Origin of the sequence: Rhizobium sp. SG570 (genome assembly GCF_012275345.1) — a bacterium.
Classification (GTDB): Bacteria; Pseudomonadota; Alphaproteobacteria; order Rhizobiales; family Rhizobiaceae; genus Rhizobium; species Rhizobium lusitanum.
This window is the reverse complement of record NZ_JAAZQI010000001.1, coordinates 686,629-705,150: the sequence shown is the minus strand read 5'-3', so window position 1 is coordinate 705,150 and position 18,522 is coordinate 686,629. Positions and strand designations below refer to the sequence as shown.

The following is an 18,522-nucleotide window of genomic DNA, read 5'->3' as shown; positions in this document are numbered from 1 at the left end:
ACCGCGCAGGCTCATTGCCTGCCATCGCAAGCCGCAATTTCGTCCGACTCAATCCGCCGACGGCAAACGCCGCATGGTGAATTCGATGCGGTCGCCCTCGATTTGACGCCAGCTTTCAACTTCGGTCCAATAGGCGGCTTTGGGGAATTCATCGAACCATTCGCGCGCCTTGGCGCGTGCGTCAGGGCGACTGAGACAAAAGGTCTCGCGAACGAAATCGCTCTTTCTGCCGGTTGGATGCTCCTGCCGGTGGCGGAATATTCTGTTTCTCAGCCCATCAAGGGGCGGCGGTCCGGGTATCTTCATGATAAAACCTCGCCAATGGGAGGGAACATAGTACCGCATCGGGAAATTTGCGAGTCGATTTTCCTGCGACGCTGCTGCACTGGCTGCGCCGCAGTGTTGCTGTTATTCAAAATCACGATACATACGGTGCGAATCGCGGGCCGCCAGCTGCCTGCGCCGTCGGAGAGCATGCATGGAACGACCCAATCTTCCCAAAGGACTACCCGAAGATATTGAAGCAAAGAAAGAGGCGGCACGAACCTGGTTCGAGAGCCTGCGCGACGCGATCTGCGCCGAGTTCGAGCAGTTGGAGAACGAGCTTGCCGGCCCCCTTTCCGACCAGGAGCCGGGACGCTTCGTCGCCAAGGACTGGCAGCGGGAAAGGGGCCAGGGCGGTGGCGGCCGCATGTCGATGATGGAAGGCCGCGTCTTCGAAAAGGTCGGCGTCCACACCTCGACCGTCCATGGCGAATTTTCTCCCGATTTCCGCAGCCAGATACCGGGCGCCGAGGAAGACCCGCGCTTCTGGGCGTCTGGCCTGTCGCTGATCGCCCACCCGGTCAATCCGAACGTGCCGGCCGTGCATATGAATACCCGTATGGTGGTCACGACCAGTCACTGGTTCGGCGGCGGCGCCGATCTGACGCCGGTGCTCGACCGTCGTCGCACGCAGGAAGACCCCGACAGCGTCCTTTTTCATCGCGCCATGCAGATCGTCTGCGACCGGCATGCCATCGCTGACTATCAGCGTTACAAGAGCTGGTGCGACGAATATTTCTTCCTGAAACACCGCAACGAGGCACGCGGAATCGGCGGCATCTTCTTCGACTGGCTGCATTCCGAGGAAGAAGCGGGCGGCTGGAATGCCGATTTCGCCTTTACCCGCGACGTCGGACGGGCCTTCTCCATGGTCTACCCGCGGATCGTCCGCTCGAATTTCAACGAGACATGGTCCGAGGAGGATCGCGACGAGCAATTAATTCGTCGCGGACGCTATGTGGAGTTCAATTTGCTGTACGATCGGGGTACAATATTCGGGCTGAAAACAGGCGGCAACGTCGAGTCGATTTTATCATCTCTGCCGCCGGTGGTGCGTTGGCCTTAGGGCGTTCAACACAAAATGATCAGACAGAACCCTGAAATTGCCCGAGGGAGTGCCTAGGTGACGTAATGCTCGTTTCAATCGGAGGAGGTTGTAATGGCAGTACTGAATCAAGTCACGGAAGTTTCGAAAGAACAGAAGCTTTCGCGCGCGGTCGATAGTCCGGAATTCGTCATCCGGCTGGCTGAGGATATGCGGATTCGCAGCGGATCCGATTTGCCGCTGTCCTGCTTCATCGAGCAGGTGAGGATGCAGCTCGCACGCAAGTCGCCGAGCGAAATCGCTCGCATGACCGCCGATCGTTCGACCAGACAAGCGCCCATACCGAAATATCAGTCTTCGGACTGCTTCAGATCCTGGGCGATGCCGGATTGAAGTCCACAAGCACGCGTCCGGCAAGCAAAGAGCCTTGCCGGACGCGAGAAACCTTTTCCAGCCCGTTGCGTTTTAACCTTAATGCCCTTCGGCATTGAGGAATGTCCAAGCGTTGAAATATGAGGAGGAAGATATGCGCCTGTTCGAATGTGGTACGCTGGTGCCCGGCTGCACCTGGCACACTCGCGCCAAGGACGATGCCGAGGTGGTTCGCCGCGCCGTCGAGCACATGCGTGACGCGCATGGCGAAACAATCGTCCGGGAAAACATGGTCGATAACATCAAGACACGCATTCGCGACGAGGCGAACGCGGCCTGATCCGCCGGCTTGGGCTGTCAGGCGCTCGCCAAATCCTTGAGCCGGGCGAGAAGTTTGGCCCGGCTCATCGCGAAGTTCCCATCGAGCCATTCCTGCTCGAGCTTGCCGAGAACCTCCCCGATCCGGGGGCCGGCGGCAATGCCTGCGGCAAGCGCATCCGCGCCGCCGAGCGGGAAAGCCGGCCGCTTCCATTTCGTCGTTCGCTCCAGCAATTTTCCGAGTCGCGCAGCGCGCGCCATCTCCTCGAAATCGCCCTCCGCCTTGCCCCGCGCGATAGCAAGCGCAAGCTTCAGTCGCGCGACAACGCCCGATGCATCATGGCGATAGAGCAAGCGATCGAAGGCCGCTTCCGACATGTCGTCCTTGATCGCGGGCATGTTTGCCCAGGCCTGCAGACAGGCCGCCTCGGCCTTAGACATGCGCAGCCGCTCGGCGAGCTTGGCAAGTCTCGCCGCATCCGGCGGCACGATGGCGGCAAGCCGCAACAAGGGATCGGACGGCCAGCCGAGCGCCTGTTCGGTGGTTACGAGCGCCGGAATGGCATCGATCCCCCATTTCTCCGTTTCCGGCAGAACCTCGGTCAATACCCCCACCTGGCGCATCCAGAGCAGCGCCCGGCCCGGATCCTTGGCTGCGAGCAGCTTCTTCATCTCCGACCAGACACGCTCGGCCGACAGCGCGGCGATCTTGGACCGGGCCGCCGCGCAGGCGCGCAGTCCGTCCGCATCCGGCCGGCCGCTGCCGTAGTGCGCGAAGAAACGGAAGAAGCGCAATATGCGCAGATGATCTTCGGCAATCCGCGCCGCGGCATCGCCGATGAAGCGGATATTGCGACGCTCGAGATCGGCAAGCCCGCCCACCAGATCGAGCACCTCGCCATCGACCGAGGCATAGAGAGCGTTGATCGTCAGGTCCCGCCGCTCGGCATCGGCCTGCCAGTCCTCGCTGAAGGCGACGCGGGCGCGGCGTCCATCCGTCTCAACATCTCGCCGCAAGGTCGTGATCTCAAACGGTTTTCCGTCGATGACCAGGGTGACCGTGCCATGAGCGATGCCGGTTGGCACCGCCTTGATGCCCGCCGCAGCCGCTCTTTCGACAACGGCCTCCGGCAGCAATGTCGTGGCGATATCGATATCGGCGACCGGAAGCCCCATGAGGCTGTTGCGCACGGCGCCGCCGACGACGCGGCCCTCGCCGCCATCGGCATTCAGCAGCGATAGCGCCCGCTGCAGCGCCTCATCCCGGAACCAGGCTTCACCGGCAACGGACGTCATGAATAGAGCCTTTCGTAAAGCGTGCGGACGATGCCCGCGGTAATGCCCCAGATCATGCGCTGCCCATAGGGCATGCGATAGAAATGACGCTCGATCCCCTGCCACAGCATGGTATCCGTCGCGTGGTGGCTGGGATCCATCAGGAAAGACAGCGGCACCTCGAAGGCATCCTCGACCTCGGTCGGATTGAGAGCCAGATCGAAGCCGGGCTTCACTACGGCAAGGATAGGCGTGATGCGGAAGCCGGTCGCTGCAAGATAATGCGGAAGCCGCGCGACGGGCTCTATGAAGATATCGGCAAGCCCGATCTCCTCTCCCGCCTCGCGCACGGCGGCCATTTCCGGTGAAGCGTCTTCGGGATCGACCGCACCGCCCGGAAAGGCGATCTGGCCGGAATGCTTGCGCAAGGTCGACGTCCGCAGCGTGAAGATCACCTTGGCGTCGTCGCCGGTGTCGACAACAGGCACGAGCACCGCCGCATCCCGCAGCTTCAGGCCCTCGACCTGCAATATCGTTTCGGGATTGAGGAGATGATCGCCGTGATCGCGCCAGGCAAGCTCAATGGGGCCACCGCTCTGATTGAGGGCACGCCGCCGAAATTCATCCGCGGAATAAAGGGGGAATTCGCTCATCGCGTCAGCGCATCCAATTCGGCAACCGGCATCACGGGAAAGATAGAGCTGCCGGAGCGCACGCAGAAGATCTCCCGGCCGGCGATTTCGACGGGCTCGCCGAGTTCCACGAGATCATACATGACCGCGCGCGTCACCAGGGCTTCCAACCGACCGCGAACATGCAAATAGGATTTCAGTTCGTCGTTCTCGCCGCGGATGACGAAACGGATCGGATGCTCCCTGCCCGCCTCGACGACATCACCGACATTGGTGCGGAAAGTCAGCACGCGTCTGCCATCGCGCTCGTTCACGCTCATCTCGACGGCGACGAACGGCGCGTCGACGACGCGGATCCCGACCTTTTCCACAGGCGTGACGAGGTAGGTCTTCTCGTCCTCGTCCTTGCGCAGCACTGTGGAAAACAGGCGCACCAACGGCGCGCGGCCGATGGGCGTGCCGAGATAATACCAGGTGCCGTCGGCCCTGATTTCCATGTCGATATCGCCGCAAAACGGCGGATCCCAGCGATCGACGGGCGGTAGGCCCTTCTTGCGGCCGCCGCTGTCGCCGGCGGCGCGCGAAATCAGCGCCGCGAGACTCGCCGCATCACCGGTTGCCTTGATTTCCTCGGTTGCCATTCTTCCGTCCCGGTTCGCCGTTAGTCACGAATACGACAGTTTCTCACGAGATAGTCATTCGAAACGTGCTTGTCAGCCGTCTTCGTGGCGATAAGTTGTATTGGTTATGAAGCAAATGTGTAAGGTCTGCGAATCGCGCGCGCCGTTTTTCTGCCATTGGAGATGCAAATGGGCATGATCAAATCGACCGAAACGAGCCTCGACGAGCAGGCGATCATTGCATCGGCCGAGAAGGCGCTGAGCGATATCGCCAACATACGCGAAGAGGTATCGAAGGTCATTTTCGGCCAGGAAAGCGTCGTGGAGAATACGCTGCTTGGCGTGCTCGGGGGCGGTCACGCCCTGCTTGTCGGCGTGCCGGGCCTTGCAAAGACCAAGCTCGTGACCACGCTTGGCGCCGTCCTCGGCCTTGCCTCCAGCCGCGTGCAGTTCACGCCCGACCTGATGCCGTCGGATATTCTCGGCTCCGAAGTCATGGATCAGGACGAAAGCGGTCGCCGCTCCTTCCGTTTCGTGAAAGGCCCGGTCTTCGCGCAGCTGCTGATGGCAGACGAGATCAACCGCGCCTCGCCGCGCACGCAATCGGCGCTGCTGCAATCGATGCAGGAGTATCACATCACCATCGCTGGCCAGCGGTATGACCTGCCCGCGCCCTTCCATGTGCTGGCAACGCAGAATCCGCTGGAACAGGAAGGCACCTATCCGCTTCCGGAAGCCCAGCTCGACCGCTTCCTGCTGCAGGTCGATGTCGACTATCCGGAACTCGCAGATGAGCGCCGCATCCTGCTCGAAACCACCGGCGTCAGCGAAGCGACGCCGCAGGCCGTCATCGATGCCGCGCGCCTGCTGGAGATTCAGCAATTGATCCGTCAGATGCCCGTGAGCGACGGCGTCGTCGACGCGATCCTGTCCCTGGTGCGCTCCGCCCGACCCGGTCAGGGCAACGCCTCGACCGACAAGCACGTCGCCTGGGGCCCCGGCCCTCGCGCCGGCCAGGCGATGATGCTCTGCGCCCGCGCCCGTGCACTTTATGAAGGCCGGCTTGCGCCGTCGATCGACGATGTGCATGCGCTGGCCGAGCCCGTGCTCGAACATCGCATGGCGCTGACCTTTGCCGCCCGCGCCGAGGGCATGTCCGTGCGCGATGTCATCGCAGGGCTGGTAAAGCAGTCGAGAACCTAAGCTGGATGTCGAGGAGAGTATAGCGCGTGGCATCCATCGGACAGATCGTCAGACCGACTTCAGGCAACGATGCCCTCTCCCGTGCCCGCAGTCGCGCCGCCCTCGTGCCGGATTGCCTCGTCGAAGCCAAGCGCATCGCCAACACGGTCATTGCCGGATGGCACGGCCGTCGCAAGCGCGGCATCGGCGAGAATTTCTGGCAGTTCCGCCCCTATAGTGAAGGCGAAAGCCTTTCGCGCATCGACTGGCGCCGCTCGGCGCGCGACGATCACACCTATATACGCGATCACGAATGGGAAGCCGCTCATACGATCTGGCTCTGGGCCGATCTGTCGCCTTCGATGATGTACAAATCGACCTATGGCCATGCTTCCAAGGAAAGCCGCGCGTTGGTGCTGATGCTGGCGCTCGCCGAAATCCTCTCCCGTTCCGGCGAACGCATCGGCTGCCCCGGCATCATGGAACCGGTCTCGACCCGCAATGCCGCCGAGCGGCTGGCAGCGGCCCTGATGCACACGCCGCTCGAAGGCGGCCTGCCGCAGACGGCGATGATCCGTGGCTGGAGTGATATCGTATTGATCGGCGATTTCCTGGATGATGCCGATAGTGTCATGAGCCGGATCGGGCCTCTGGCGCGCCGGGGGTTGCGTGGCCATGTCGTCGAAGTCGCGGATCCCGCCGAGGAAATCTTCCCCTATAGCGGCCGCACCGAATTCAGCGACCCCGAAACGGGCTCGAAGCTGATCGCCGGGCGCGCGGAAAACCTGCGTGACGATTATCAGCGCGCCTACCTCGCGCGCCGCGAAAGTCTCGGCCAGTCGCTGCGCCATCTCGGCTGGACCTTCCTGAGCCATCGCACCGACCGGTTGGCATCGGAAGCGCTTGTCGCCGTGCATATGTATCTTTCCGGCATGCCGGCCAAGGTGGCGTCGGGAGGGCAGCCATGAGCGGTCTTTCCTTCGCCTTCGCCTCGCCTGCCATCCTCGCGGCATTGATCCTGCTTCCCGCGATCTGGTGGCTCCTGCGCCTCACGCCGCCGCAACCGCGCGCGGAAGTCTTCCCGCCGCTGCGCATTCTCGCGACGATTCTCAAGCGCGAGGAAACGCCGGCGCGCAGCCCCTGGTGGCTGACGCTGCTGCGCATGCTGCTGGCCGCCCTCGTCATTCTCGCCATCGCCAACCCGATGTTCAATCCGCGCACCAACACGCTGTCGGGCAGCGGGCCGCTGGTGTTGATGATCGACAATAGCTGGGCAAGCGTCTCGGACTGGGAGCGTCGTGTTCGAACCGCGGACGCGCTGATCGACGATGCCGACGCCAAGGGCATTCCCGTCTCGATCGTCTTCACCGCCGAACAAGGCAATGACGCTACGCCCGGCGCTGCGACAGCGGCCCGCGACAAGCTGCATGCGATGAATCCAAGGCCGCTGGTCCCCGACCGCCAACGTGCCGCTGACGCCGTGAAGGCAGCACTCAACGGCAAACCCGGCACGATCGCCTTCATCTCCGACGGCATCGAGAGCAAGGACAAGGACGATATCGTCAGCCGGCTCGCCGCCTTACAGCCGAGCGAACTACGGCTGATCGAAGGTGACGGCAGCGATATTCTGGCGATCACCGGTGCGGCCAATGCCTCCAAAGACATGACCGTGACAGCGACGCGGCTGAACGGCGCCAACCCGCTGCGCCTGGGGCTCACGGCGCAGGACAGCCAGGGTCGGCCGATCGCCGCCGGTTCGCTGACCTTTGCCGGCGGCCAGACGGTCGCCACCGGCTCCATCGCCGCTCCCTTCGAAATGCGCAACGATTTTGCCCGTATCGGCATCGACCGGAATGCCAGCGCCGGCAGCGTCTATCTGCTCGACGATGGCTTCCGCCGCCGCCGCGTGGCGCTCCTCTCCGGGCAGGCCGCCGATGAATTCCAGCCGATCCTGTCGCCGCTCTACTACATCCAGCGCGCCCTGCAGCCTTATGCCGACCTGATCCAGCCCAATAGCGCCGATCTGGCGAAATCGATCCCCGAATTGCTGGCCGGCAATCCATCGGTGATCATCATGGCCGATGTCGGCCGCCTGCCGCAGGAAAGCTATGCGCCCCTGCAGCGCTGGATTCAGAATGGCGGCACGCTTGTGCGCTTTGCCGGTCCGCGCCTCGCTGCAGCGCCTGCCGATGATCCGCTCGTGCCCGTGACGCTCCGGCAAGGCGAGCGTACTTTCGGCGGCGCACTCTCCTGGGCCGAGCCGCAGCCGCTCGCGGACTTCCCCTCATTCGGCCCCTTCGCCGGCATGCCGAAGACGATCAATGTGTTGGTCAAACGGCAGGTTCTGGCCGAGCCGACGCCGGATCTTGCCGAACGCACCTGGGCGAGTCTTGCAGACGGAACCCCATTGGTCACAGAGAAGCAGATGCAGGCCGGCCGCATCGTACTGTTCCACGTCAGCGCCGAACCGCAATGGTCCGACCTGCCCATCTCGGGCGACTTCGTCGAGATGCTGCGTCGCATCGTCCAGCTGTCGCGCTCCGGCGGCGTCACGTCGACGCAAGGCACCGCCAAGGCAACCGAGGCCATGCCGCCATATCGGCTCCTGACCGCCAAGGGCGTGCTGACCAGCGAGATCGGCAGCGCCCGGCCGCTCGAACCGAACAGCAAGGAAACGGCCATCGCCAATTTCGACAATCCGCCGGGCCTCTACGGCTCCGAGGAGGGCTTTACCGCGCTTAACGTCCTGCCTCGTGGCGCCGAGCTCAAGCCGCTGGACGCGTCGGCTGCCGGTACGATGGCACGGGAAGGCTTGATCGGCGGCGAGGCATGGTCGGCTAAGCCGATCCTCTTCACCCTCGCCTTCCTCGTCCTTTTGGCCGACAGCCTGATCGTGCTCTTCATGAATGGCGCCTTTCCTCGCCTGGGCAGGTCGACGAAGACCATCGCCGGCGGTGCAGCGATGCTGATGCTGGCCGTCTCGGTCGCGACCTTCCTGCATCCGGCGAGTGCCTTGGCCGACGATTCCAAACCCGGCGACGACACCATCTATTCGCGGCTCGACAAGACGCATCTTGCCTATGTCGTCACGGGCGAACCCGACGTAGATCATGTTTCCGAGCGCGGCCTCGCCGGCCTTTCGGACTACCTCACATATCGCACGACATTGGAGCCAGGCCCGCCGGTGGGGCTGGACCCCGCCAAGGATGAGCTCGCCTTCTATCCGCTCATCTACTGGCCGATATCGGCGACGGCGCCGATGCCGTCCAACGACGCTATCAACCGCATCGATGCCTATATGCGCAATGGCGGCACCGTGCTCTTCGACACGCGCGACGCCCTCGACACCATGGGCGACACGTCGACGCCGAGCCCGAACGGCCAGCGGCTGCAGCAGATCCTCGCCAATCTCGACATTCCGCCCCTCGAGCCGGTGCCTGCGGGTCATGTGCTGACCAAGTCCTTCTACCTGCTGTCAAGCTTCCCCGGCCGCTATGCCGACAGCCCGCTCTGGATCGAGGCGCGTCAGGATACGCGCCGGGACGGCAATGCCGTGGCTTCCTCGGATGGCGTGACGCCGATCATGATCACGGGCAACGACTTCGCCGGCGCGTGGGCAGTGGACGACAACGGCGCGCCGCTGTTGCCGACCGTGCCCCCCGACGAGACCCAGCGCGAATATGCCTACCGTACCGGCGTCAACATCATGATGTACATGCTGACCGGAAACTATAAGTCCGATCAGGTGCACATCCCGGATATCCTGCAACGGTTGGGGCAGTAAGATGAATATCGGTTTTGCCCCGTTCCTGCCCTGGCCCGTGCTATCAGCGCTCGCGGTATTGACGCTCGCCATCGCGGCGCTTGCGATCTACCGGCGCCTGCGTGGGAGCTGGATCCGCGCGCTCGCCGCCTTCGCCCTGCTGGCAGCACTCGCCAACCCCGTGCTGATGCAGGAAGACCGCGATCAGCTCACCACCATCGTTCCCGTCGTCGTCGACCGCAGCCTGAGCCAGGACACGCCGGAGCGCGCCAAGATGACCGACGATGCCCTGGCGATGCTCAAGGATCGTCTGGCGCAGTTTCCGCGCATAGAGCCCCGCATCGTCGAGGCGCGCGATCCAGCAGAATCGGATTCGCCATCGACGCGGCTTTTCGCGGCCCTCTCCTCGGCGATCGCGGACGTGCCACCTGCCAGGATCGGCGGCGCGATCTTCCTGACCGACGGTCAGATCCACGACATTCCCGGCGTGAACCAGCAGCTCGGTTTCGATGCGCCCATCCACGGGCTGATCACCGGCAAGCCGAACGAATTCGATCGCCGCATCGAAATCGTGCGCGCGCCCCGCTTCGGCATCGTCAACGACGAACAGCAGCTTGTCCTGCGTGTCGTCGACGATGGCAAAAGCCCGGGCGGCACCGCTGCCGTGACCGCAAAGATGAATGGCGACGAGATCGCGACGCTGCAGGCAACGCCGGGCCAGGATACGCCCTTCAGCTTCAAGGTGCCGCGCGCCGGCAACAATGTCCTCGAATTCTCCGTGGCCGAAGTGCCGGGCGAGGTCACACCCATCAACAACCGCACGGTCCAGCTGATCGAGGGCATTCGCCAGAACATGCGCGTGCTGCTCGTCTCCGGCGAGCCGCATGCCGGTGAACGCGCATGGCGCAACCTGTTGAAATCCGACGCCTCCGTCGATCTCGTGCACTTCACCATTCTTCGCCCGCCGGATAAGCAGGACGGCACGCCGATCAACGAATTGTCGCTGATCGCCTTCCCGACGCGCGAACTCTTCGTCGACAAGATCAGCTCTTTCGACCTGATCATCTTCGACCGTTACCAGGACCGTCAGAACGTCCTGCCGACGATCTATTATGACTACATGGCGCAGTACGTCGAAAACGGCGGTGCGTTGCTCGTCGCAGCCGGCCCCGAACACGCAGCCGGCAATTCGATCGCGCTCACCCCGCTCGCCTCGGTGCTGCCGGCAGAGCCGACCGGCCAGATGATCGAGAAGCCCTTCTATCCGCGCCTTTCGGAGCAGGGTCGCAAGCATCCGGTAACGCGCGGCCTCGACGGATCCGACACCGAGCCGCCGCATTGGGGCCGCTGGTTCCGCAGCGTCGATGTCGAAAAGCCGCAGGGGCAGACCGTAATGGTCGGCGCCGACAACAGCCCGTTGCTGGTGCTCAACCGTGTCGGTCAGGGCCGCGTCGCCATGCTGCTCTCCGATGAGGGCTGGCTCTGGGCACGCGGCTTCGAAGGCGGCGGCCCGCATGTGTCGCTCTACCGACGCATTGCCCACTGGCTGCTGAAGGAGCCGGCGCTGGAAGAAGAAGCACTGACGGCAAACGCCGCCGGCCGTACGCTGGAGGTGACTCGCCAGACCGTCGGCGACGACCCCGGCCCGGCCACGATCAAATCGCCCTCCGGCAAAACGCAGACATTGCAACTGAAGCGGACGCAGCCGGGCCTCTATCAGGCCGAGAAGCACATGGACGAGATCGGGCTTTACCAGATCGCCAATGGCAGTCTCTCGACGCTCGTCCATATCGGCGCGATCGACGCTCCTGAGTTCAAGGCAATGATCTCGACCACCGAGACTCTGAAGCCTTTGGCGCAAAAGACCAAGGGTCTCGTCACCCGTATCGCCGGCGCCAATGGTGGCGTCACGGTTCCACAGGTCCTGCCTGTTCGCGGTGCCGTCCGCGTCGCCGACGGCCAGCGCCTGACCATCCGCATGACCGACGAAACCGTGCTGAAGGGGATCAATTCCCTGCCCCTGTTCGCAGGCTTTGCGGGTCTTGCCGCCCTGCTCTTTGCCTTCTCCGCCACCTGGTGGCGCGAAGGACGGTGAATGCGATGACGCACCTCGATGTGACCGATACCCCCTCCGAAAGCGAACTTGCTGCAATCAGCGAGGGTCTGACCGCCTTTAACGTTGCCGATGTCGGCCCCTCCAAACGCCGCCCGCTCGCCGTGCTGATCCGCGACGAAAGCGGCAAGACTATCGGCGGCATTTCGGGCTACACGGCCTGGGGCTGGTTGTTCACCGCATGGCTGTTCGTGCCGGAAACGCTGCGCGGTCAGGGCATGGCCGGAAAGCTCCTCGAAGCGGCGGAAGCGGAAGCAATGGCCCGCGGCTGCCAAGGCGCTTGGATCGACACCTTCAATCCGCAGGCGCTGCGCGCCTATCAACGGCAGGGCTATGTCATCTTCGGCGAATTGCCGGAATTTCCCACCGGCCGCAGCCGTTTCTTCCTGCAGAAAAAGCTATCGCCCCGCTGATGACAGCGGGGCGACGGTTTTCGCTTCTATTGCAAAACCTTAGACGGCGATCTTGCCGCCGCCGGCCTTGGTGATGGCCACGACAGCCGGACGGACAGGCATGTCCGGCTTGAAGTCCGGCCAGCGCGTCGACAGGTCCTCGTAGTAGGACGGACGGCCGTGACCGGACCAGTCATCGCCACCATCGCCCGGGTGCTGCACGGCAACGAAGGCCGTCTGGTCATCCGGCAGGAAAAGCGGGCCGCAAAGTTCGGCACCGACAGGCACGCGATAGAACAACTTCGAGGTCGCACGCGCAGCGCCTTCCGTATCGACGGCCCAGAGACCATCGGTACGGCCGGTCGCCTTGTTGCTGTTGCCGTCGGTCGCTACCCAGAGACGCCCGGCAGCGTCGATCGAACAGTTGTCCGGCATGCCGAACCAGCCGTTCTTCGTCGTGTCGGTGGAGAAGGATGCGCCGACAGCGGCGACGGAAGGATCGCCGCACTTCAGCAGCACTTCCCATTTGCCTGACGTCGCCGAGAATGCGCCGCCGTCCTCGCTGATTTCGATGATGTGACCAAAGGCGTTGTCGGCGCGTGGGTTGGCGGTATTCACCTGTTCCGCCTTGCGCTTGGTATTGTTGGTCAGCATCACATAGACCTTGCCGTTGACGGCATTGGGTTCGATGTCCTCCGGGCGGTCCATCTTCGTCGCCCCGAGCAGATCACCGGCGCGGCGGGTTTCGATCAGCACGTCAGCCTGGCTCGTAAAGCCGTTTTCCGTCGTCAGCGGACCCTGTCCGAACGTCAGCGGCAGCCATTGCAGCGCGCCGTCGTCGGCGAACTTGGCGACATAGAGCGTGCCGTTGTCGAGCAAGTCGAGGTTGGCGGCGCGGTCAGCCTCGTTATAGGCAGCAGCGGTCACGAACTTGTAGACATAGTCGAAGCGTTCGTCATCGCCGAGATAGAAGACCACGCGGCCATCCTTCGAGATGATGTTGGCAGCGCCCTCGTGCTTGAAGCGTCCGAGCGCCGTGCGCTTCTTCGGTACCGACTGCGGATCAAAGGCGTCGACTTCGACGATCCAGCCAAAGCGGTTGGGCTCGTTCGGTTCCTTGCCGAGGTCGAAGCGGTCGTGGAAGTTCGCCCACTCATATCCGCCTTCCGGCACGCCGTAGCGCTTGTAGTTGGCGGCCTCCTTGTGGCCCTCGGGCAGCTTGCCGGAGAAATAGCCGTGGAAGTTTTCCTCGGCCATGATGTAGGTGCCCCAGGGCGTTACGCCGCCGGCACAGTTGTTGAGCGTGCCGACCACCTTCTTGCCGCTGGCGTCTGCCACCGTCTTCAGCCGCTCGTCGCCCGCTGCCGGGCCGGTGAGCTGCATCTCGGTCATGGTCGTGATGCGACGGTTGTACTTGCCATCAGGCACGACCTGCCATTTGCCGTCGACCTTGCGGATCTCGACAATGGTGCCGCCATGGGCTGCCATTTCGATATCCACCTGCTCCTTGCTCAGCGGTGCCTGCTTGATCTTGCCGTCCGCAACGGTCACCAGGCCCGGAAACATCAGGTGCGGATTGGTGTATTCGTGATTGACGACCAGCAGGCCGTGCTCGGACGAGCCGCCGAGCGGGATATAGCCGACATAGTCGTTGTTGTAGCCGAACTGGCGGCGCTGTGCTTCTGCCGTCTGGTTCTTCGGATCGAAGGCAGGTGAGTCAGCGAAAACCGCATCGCCCCAGCGCAGCAGGACATTCGCATCATAACCTTCCGCGACATGATGATCGGCATCGACACCGGCTTCGATCTCCTTGAAAATGAAGGCGGAACCGCCGGCTGCGCGTGCCTTTTCAGCGCTCATCAAAGCAACGGGCCCCACCGTTGCAGCGATGGCGGAAACGGCGAGCGACCCTTGCAGGAAGCCACGGCGCGAAAAACGACGACTGATGATTTCCCCCATCGTCGGATTGTCGGTGCAGTTGTGTCCCTCCCCGTCGGCTTCTTCGAGCTGACTGGTCGGGAATATGTCTTTCTGTGTGAGATTTCCTGTCATTGCTTTACCCCCAAAGTTTAGCAATCGCCCGGAATAGGGCGAGGAAAACTCTTAGGTTGGCTATATGACAGGTCGATGAAAAATGACCGTGCGTCGGAATGCGAGAGCCACGGGCTTAGGTACAGCTGTGGATGATACGGCCGCTAGACCGCAATTGCGGTCAGCGGCACCATCTCATTCGCATCTTCGTCTTCGGCAACAACGGCCGGAACAGAACCGTCACGCCAGACGATCGAACCATGCAGCCGCTCATGCGTGTCGGCGGCAATCGGCACGACCAGAACGCGGTTGGGATCGACCGGACCCGGAAACGTCAGGGCGTTATAAGCGACCTTTTCGAAGCCGAGCGGGCCGTAATAGGGCGGGTCGCCGACAAGGATGACCGCTTCCGACCCCTTGCGTTTGGCGGCTTCGACAGCAATCCGCACGAGTTCGCGGCCGATACCCTGGTTCTTGTGCGAGGGCCGGACCGCGAGCGGCCCAAGCAGATGCCCCTTGACCGAGCCGGCAAGCACCGGCGTCATGCGCACAGAGGCGATCGTTTCTCCGTCGTCGGCGCAGATGAAGGACAGCGTGCGATCATGCGGCCCCTGCTCGCGAATCCGTGCAGCGGCACGGGTGAACCGGCCGGGACCGAATGCTTCTTCGTTGATGAGTTCGATGACAGCGTCGTGCGACGCATCCTCAGTGAGGTAGACCAGATCGTGCTTGTACATTAGACCAAGGAAACCATATAGACAGACGGAATTGTTCTCGAAGGCGCTCATCGAGCGTTCGGGATCATCGGCGTCGTCGCAGGCTTCTGGTGACTTTCATGACAAGCGGTCCTCAAAGTGTGACAAGCCCGATAGCAGGAAATATCCGGCGCGTCCAATGTAAAATGCGGGCCGCTGCTTGTTGACGCTGATCGTGTCTGCACGATGATGTGACCCAAGTGGAACGCCTCCGATGCCTGCCGATCATGCCAGCAACGCAGTGTTCATCGTTTATCGTCTCGAAATTCGGTCGGCATGCCGTATCTTCGAGGTTAAGTTCGCAGCAGCATTTCCGAAAGGACAGAACAATGGGCATGTTGGTTGACGGCGTCTGGCACGACGTCTGGTACGACACCAAGGAGACAAAGGGCCATTTCAAGCGGGCCGCATCGCAGTTCCGTAACTGGATCACCCCGGACGGCACACCCGGCCCGACTGGAACCGGAGGCTTCAAGGCCGAGGCCGGACGCTACCATCTCTACGTTTCGCTTGCCTGCCCCTGGGCGCACCGCACCCTGATCTTCCGCAGGCTGAAGAAGCTCGAGGATCTGATCCCGGTCTCGATCGTCGATCCGTTGATGCTGGAAAACGGCTGGGAATTCAAAGGGAAAGACGGAGGGACGCTCGATCCCCTTTTCGGCGCCAAGGCGCTTTGGGAAATCTACGTCAAGGCCGATCCGCACTATTCCGGTCGTGTGACGGTCCCCGTTCTCTGGGACAAGCGGACCGGCACGATCGTCAACAATGAGTCAGCCGAAATCATCCGCATGTTCAACAGCGCCTTCGATGCGTTGACCGGATCAAGGGAGGATTTCTATCCCGCAGACCTGCGATCGGACATCGATACGCTGAACGAGATCGTCTACGACACTGTCAACAACGGCGTCTACAAAGCCGGCTTCGCTGCAGCGCAGGAGGCCTACGAGGAAAATGCCCGTCGCCTCTTCGAGACGCTCGATATGCTCGACAAGCGGCTATCGACGAAGCGCTACCTGTTCGGAGATCGGCTGACGGAGGCCGACTGGCGGCTGTTCACCACACTCGTTCGCTTCGACGCCGTCTATGTCGGCCATTTCAAATGCAACATCCGCCGCATTGCCGACTATGCGAACCTCTCGGCATATCTGCGCGATCTTTATCAGGTTGCCGGCGTGGCCGAAACGGTGAACCTCGCCCATATCAAGAACCACTACTATCGCAGCCACAAGACAATTAACCCGACGGGCATCGTGCCCATCGGCCCGGACCTTGATTTCGATCGCCCGCATGGCCGGGAGGGATTGGCAAAGGCTGCCTGAGTTGGAACTGGACAAGCCTCGCCGTGGCCGTCGATGGCGAGGCTGATGTCACCAATAGTTCGAGGGAGGCTCCGCCCCCTCCAGTTCCTTCAGCCGCCTATAGGTCGCCTTGGTCGCGCCCTTGGGAAGCGCGTCGAGAGGAAAGAAGCCGCTTTCGACGATTTCGCGATCCGGCTTGCGTAGCGCGGTCTGCGTTACCTCAACACGGTAGAAGACGACATGGTCGCGTCTGCTGGTGCGGTTGTTGAAATAGACGTGGAAGAGCTGCGGCCTGCCCGATATCACCAGATTGCCTTCCTCCCGCAGCTCCTTCGCAAGCGCCTGCTCCACCGTCTCATGGCGTTCGACACCACCGCCGGGCATGTGCCATCCGGCGATGTAGGAATGCCGCACCAGGAAAATTCGCCCTTCGCCGTCGAAGCAGGCCGCGCGCACGCCGAGCGTCATGCTGCGGGTCAGCGCGAAATAGGTATGCAGCGCAAAGCCGAGCAGCCGCACGCCCAGCCCGCGCTCTTCGTCGCGAGAGATCTCGTCGCTCATGCCTGAACTCCGACGCTTCGTCGATCCGTAATCAGACAGGGGATGTATTTGTTTTGACAAAAGAGTGGGCTATGTCTCATCCCATGTTCAAGCTCGCGCATATTTCCGATATTCACCTAGGTCCCCTGCCACGCCTTTCGATCAGAGAACTCGCCTCCAAACGCATTACCGGATTTGTGAACTGGCATCGGAACCGGCGCAAGCACCTTTTTGGCGGTACGCTCGATCTCCTTCTCGACGACATCAAGGCGAAGCAAGTCGATCATCTTGCCGTGACAGGCGATCTCGTCAACCTCGCGAGCGGCATCGAGATCCAAACGGCGGCGGCATGGCTGAAGACGGTCGGCGACCCGCTCGACACCTCGGTCGTTCCCGGCAATCACGATGCCTATGTGCCAGGGTCATATGAGAAAGCCATGCGCGCCTGGTATCCCTATGTCAGGGGTGATCGCGCGCCGGCAGAATGGCCGGAAGACCAGCATATCTTCCCGTATCTGCGCGTTCGCGATCAGGTTGCGCTGATCGGCTGCTCCACAGCCTTCGCCACGCCTCCCTTCGCCGCCAGCGGCTTTTACTCCGCCCGCCAGGCGCGCGAAACGGTGAACTTGCTTCGCGCCGCCGGCGATGCCGGGCTCTTTCGCGTCGTCATGATCCATCACCCGCCGATCCGCGGCGCGACCAGCTTCTACAAGCGCATGATCGGTATTCGGCGCTTTGCGGCCGCCATCTCGACGGGCGGCGCCGAACTGGTCCTTCACGGCCATACGCACCTCAACACCGTGCATTGGCTGCGCGGACACACCGGCCCGGTGCCGGTCGTCGGCATCGCTTCGGCCTCGCAGGGCGCCGGCGGACTGAAGCCGCGCGCCGCCTACAATCTCTTCACCATTGCCGGTCGCCCCGGCGCCTGGGAACTGAAGGCTGAACGCTACAGCCTCGATGCCAGAGGCGAGGGTGTCGAGGCCGAAGGCGTCGATATTCTGGCGCTATGATCTCGTGTTTTGTGTCCACCGACCGCGTCGTTTCGGTAGCGTTTTTGAAGATACGGAGCTACAATCGAACTATCGGATTCCCGGAGGATAGCATGGGTTTTAAGGTCGCCAAGAAGAGCTCCGCAATGATGGCGCTTACGGCCGGATTTTTGCTCACCGCCAGCCTGCACGCCTTCGCCGCCGGCACGGAAAACGACGAAACAGCGCCACCACCGAAGAGCAAGACCACGACCGAGTGCACAGACGGCAAGGTGTGGGACAAGGACAAGAAGGAATGCGTGAAGCCGAAGGAAAGCGGCTTCAACGATGATCAGTTGTTCCAGGCTGCGCGCGAATTCGCCTATGCCGGCCAGTACGACAACGCCATCACTGTCCTGAAGCTCGCCAAGAATCAGGCCGATCCCCGCATCCTCAATTATCTCGGCTATTCCAACCGCAAGGCCGGTCGTATGGAGCTCGGCATGAGCTACTACCGCAAGGCCCTGCAACGCGACGAAAACTATATTCTTGCGCGTTCTTATATGGGACAAGCCCTCCTCGAGCAGGGCGATGTCCAGGGCGCGCGCGTGCAGCTTGTCGAAATCCGTGACCGTGGCGGTGAAAATACCTGGGCATATCGCTCGCTGCTGCAATCGCTGAAGGGCCAGGTCACCTATTAGGGCATGCGGGGGCGCGGGGCCCTGACGGCACGGCACTCGAACGACGGCAGGCAAGTGCGCGAGCAATTTTTGAAGACTTGCGAAACGGCATAGAAATGGTTCATACCAACACAGGACGATCATTCCGCTCGCATGACCTTTCACAAGGGAAAGGCCGTCATTTGCGGAAAGGCATCGCCAGTGTGACAAC

The 18,522-nt window shown here is 62.3% G+C and carries 18 protein-coding genes; 11 read left to right on the top strand and 7 right to left on the bottom strand.

Annotation, left to right across the window (positions count from 1 at the left end; all coding sequences use genetic code 11):
* Positions 1-48 precede the first annotated feature (48 nt).
* Positions 49-309 carry a hypothetical protein gene (locus tag FHT28_RS03390; RefSeq protein ID WP_047562966.1) on the bottom strand — a complete coding sequence of 87 codons (261 nt, stop codon included), beginning with the start codon at positions 307-309 and terminating at the stop codon, positions 49-51.
* Between the two features lie 169 nt (positions 310-478).
* Between FHT28_RS03390 and hemF the strand changes: the two genes are divergently transcribed.
* The 3 genes from hemF (at position 479) to FHT28_RS03375 (ending at position 2,081) form a co-directional block, all read left to right on the top strand.
* Positions 479-1,390 carry an oxygen-dependent coproporphyrinogen oxidase gene (gene hemF / locus FHT28_RS03385; protein ID WP_168595565.1) on the top strand — a complete coding sequence of 304 codons (912 nt, stop codon included), beginning with the start codon at positions 479-481 and terminating at the stop codon, positions 1,388-1,390.
* 93 nt (positions 1,391-1,483) lie between these two features.
* The gene (locus tag FHT28_RS03380) at positions 1,484-1,762 is read left to right on the top strand and encodes a hypothetical protein (RefSeq protein WP_047562675.1); all 279 of its coding nucleotides are present in this window, start codon (positions 1,484-1,486) and stop codon (positions 1,760-1,762) included.
* Positions 1,763-1,895: 133 nt separating this feature from the next.
* Positions 1,896-2,081, top strand: coding sequence for a DUF1059 domain-containing protein (locus tag FHT28_RS03375; RefSeq protein WP_037194740.1), 186 nt, complete (start codon positions 1,896-1,898; stop codon positions 2,079-2,081).
* 17 nt (positions 2,082-2,098) lie between these two features.
* Here the strand turns inward: FHT28_RS03375 and FHT28_RS03370 are convergent, their stop codons facing one another.
* From FHT28_RS03370 to FHT28_RS03360, 3 genes are read right to left on the bottom strand one after another with little or no spacing between them, the layout of a single operon-like run.
* Positions 2,099-3,355 (bottom strand): CCA tRNA nucleotidyltransferase, encoded by a 1,257-nt coding sequence (locus FHT28_RS03370; RefSeq protein ID WP_168595564.1) that lies wholly within the window; start codon positions 3,353-3,355, stop codon positions 2,099-2,101.
* Positions 3,352-3,987, bottom strand: coding sequence for a CoA pyrophosphatase (locus FHT28_RS03365; protein WP_037194745.1), 636 nt, complete (start codon positions 3,985-3,987; stop codon positions 3,352-3,354). The genes FHT28_RS03370 and FHT28_RS03365 overlap by 4 nt, the downstream gene beginning before the upstream one ends.
* Positions 3,984-4,607 (bottom strand): DUF1285 domain-containing protein, encoded by a 624-nt coding sequence (locus FHT28_RS03360; RefSeq protein ID WP_168595563.1) that lies wholly within the window; start codon positions 4,605-4,607, stop codon positions 3,984-3,986. The genes FHT28_RS03365 and FHT28_RS03360 overlap by 4 nt, the downstream gene beginning before the upstream one ends.
* A gap of 168 nt (positions 4,608-4,775) precedes the next feature.
* Here FHT28_RS03360 and FHT28_RS03355 point away from each other — a divergent pair, with 168 nt between their 5' ends.
* The 5 genes from FHT28_RS03355 to FHT28_RS03335 are packed head-to-tail and all read left to right on the top strand — an operon-like array spanning position 4,776 to position 12,057.
* Complete coding sequence (locus FHT28_RS03355; RefSeq protein WP_037194750.1) at positions 4,776-5,789, top strand: MoxR family ATPase; 1,014 nt, start codon at positions 4,776-4,778, stop codon at positions 5,787-5,789.
* 26 nt (positions 5,790-5,815) lie between these two features.
* Entirely contained in the window at positions 5,816-6,736 is a 921-nt protein-coding gene (locus FHT28_RS03350; protein WP_037194752.1) for a DUF58 domain-containing protein, read from the top strand.
* Entirely contained in the window at positions 6,733-9,552 is a 2,820-nt protein-coding gene (locus FHT28_RS03345) for a DUF4159 domain-containing protein (protein ID WP_168595562.1), read from the top strand. Before FHT28_RS03350 ends, FHT28_RS03345 begins: the two co-directional genes overlap by 4 nt.
* 1 nt (position 9,553) lies before the next feature.
* Complete coding sequence (locus FHT28_RS03340; protein ID WP_037194756.1) at positions 9,554-11,626, top strand: membrane protein; 2,073 nt, start codon at positions 9,554-9,556, stop codon at positions 11,624-11,626.
* 5 nt (positions 11,627-11,631) lie between these two features.
* The gene (locus FHT28_RS03335; protein ID WP_168595561.1) at positions 11,632-12,057 is read left to right on the top strand and encodes a GNAT family N-acetyltransferase; all 426 of its coding nucleotides are present in this window, start codon (positions 11,632-11,634) and stop codon (positions 12,055-12,057) included.
* Between the two features lie 39 nt (positions 12,058-12,096).
* Here the strand turns inward: FHT28_RS03335 and FHT28_RS03330 are convergent, their stop codons facing one another.
* On the bottom strand, positions 12,097-14,088 hold the full coding sequence (locus FHT28_RS03330; RefSeq protein ID WP_168595560.1) for a PhoX family phosphatase: 1,992 nt from the start codon (positions 14,086-14,088) through the stop codon (positions 12,097-12,099).
* Positions 14,089-14,231: 143 nt separating this feature from the next.
* Entirely contained in the window at positions 14,232-14,804 is a 573-nt protein-coding gene (locus tag FHT28_RS03325) for an N-acetyltransferase (protein ID WP_047562663.1), read from the bottom strand.
* Positions 14,805-15,151: 347 nt separating this feature from the next.
* Between FHT28_RS03325 and FHT28_RS03320 the strand changes: the two genes are divergently transcribed.
* Positions 15,152-16,141, top strand: a complete 990-nt coding sequence (locus FHT28_RS03320; RefSeq protein WP_168595559.1) for a glutathione S-transferase family protein — start codon at positions 15,152-15,154, stop codon at positions 16,139-16,141.
* A gap of 48 nt (positions 16,142-16,189) precedes the next feature.
* Here FHT28_RS03320 and FHT28_RS03315 read toward each other — a convergent pair whose 3' ends face one another.
* The gene (locus tag FHT28_RS03315) at positions 16,190-16,588 is read right to left on the bottom strand and encodes an NUDIX domain-containing protein (protein WP_234903806.1); all 399 of its coding nucleotides are present in this window, start codon (positions 16,586-16,588) and stop codon (positions 16,190-16,192) included.
* Between the two features lie 164 nt (positions 16,589-16,752).
* Between FHT28_RS03315 and FHT28_RS03310 the strand changes: the two genes are divergently transcribed.
* The gene (locus FHT28_RS03310; protein ID WP_244655168.1) at positions 16,753-17,673 is read left to right on the top strand and encodes a metallophosphoesterase; all 921 of its coding nucleotides are present in this window, start codon (positions 16,753-16,755) and stop codon (positions 17,671-17,673) included.
* A 92-nt stretch (positions 17,674-17,765) separates the two neighbouring features.
* On the top strand, positions 17,766-18,332 hold the full coding sequence (locus FHT28_RS03305; protein WP_047638663.1) for a hypothetical protein: 567 nt from the start codon (positions 17,766-17,768) through the stop codon (positions 18,330-18,332).
* Positions 18,333-18,522 lie beyond the last annotated feature (190 nt).